The sequence below is a fragment of the Gemmatimonadota bacterium genome, assembly GCA_021295815.1.
In the GTDB taxonomy this organism is placed as follows: domain Bacteria; phylum Gemmatimonadota; class Gemmatimonadetes; order Longimicrobiales; family Gaopeijiaceae; genus JAGWBQ01.
This window is the reverse complement of the sequence record JAGWBQ010000031.1, coordinates 2,343-3,019: the sequence shown is the minus strand read 5'-3', so window position 1 is coordinate 3,019 and position 677 is coordinate 2,343. Positions and strand designations below refer to the sequence as shown.

The window sequence follows — 677 nt, the reverse complement described above, 5'->3', positions numbered from 1 at the left end:
AAGCGGCGGCATCCGGGATCCCGCGGCTGAACATCACTTCCAGGCCGGGTTCCGCCACGCCCGCGGTTGCGTCAGCAGCAGTTCGGTATTGGGGCGGCAGGTCGCGAAGGATGGCGCGCACCTGCCCCGTGCGCGGATCGCGCAGGATGGCCATGGGGCTGTCGCTGTCGCCGTCGAGGGCGGCGGTCCCGCCGGGCCCGGTGAGCGTGACGGCGGCGAGCGCAGCCTGCCAGGCAGGCCGGACGGGCACGACGAAGACGAACGACGATTCCCCGTCGGCGTCCGCCAGCACAGGCATGGCGAAGCTGATCGAGAAGAGCGTCTCGCCGCCGCCGCCGGTTCCGACGATCCGATGATCGCCGGCGGAGTCGGGCAGCAGCTGCGGTGCGTCGACCGGAAAGGCGGGTTCCAGAAATGGCGCTCCATCCGCGTCGACGCCGCCCCACAGCATGAGGGAGGCCGCCGGTTCGGCGACCGGGACGTCGCCGGCGCTCCCCTCGTCGGCAAGGCGGAAGTGGTGCGCCTTGGTGAAATGGTAGTCGCTGATCCAGTGGGGATCCGAGCAGTACGACATCACGTCCGGCGTGCTCGGGCGCACCAGTCCGCCTCTGTCGAAGTCGTAGCCCCAGACTCCGCTCGATCCATCGAGGTACGGGAACGCCGGATCCGGCTGCCCG

The 677-nt window shown here is 70.6% G+C and carries 1 protein-coding gene; it reads right to left on the bottom strand.

Annotated elements, in window-relative coordinates; genetic code table 11:
* The coding region (locus J4G12_10200) for a hypothetical protein (GenBank protein ID MCE2456162.1) at positions 1-677 on the bottom strand (677 nt) is incomplete at both ends.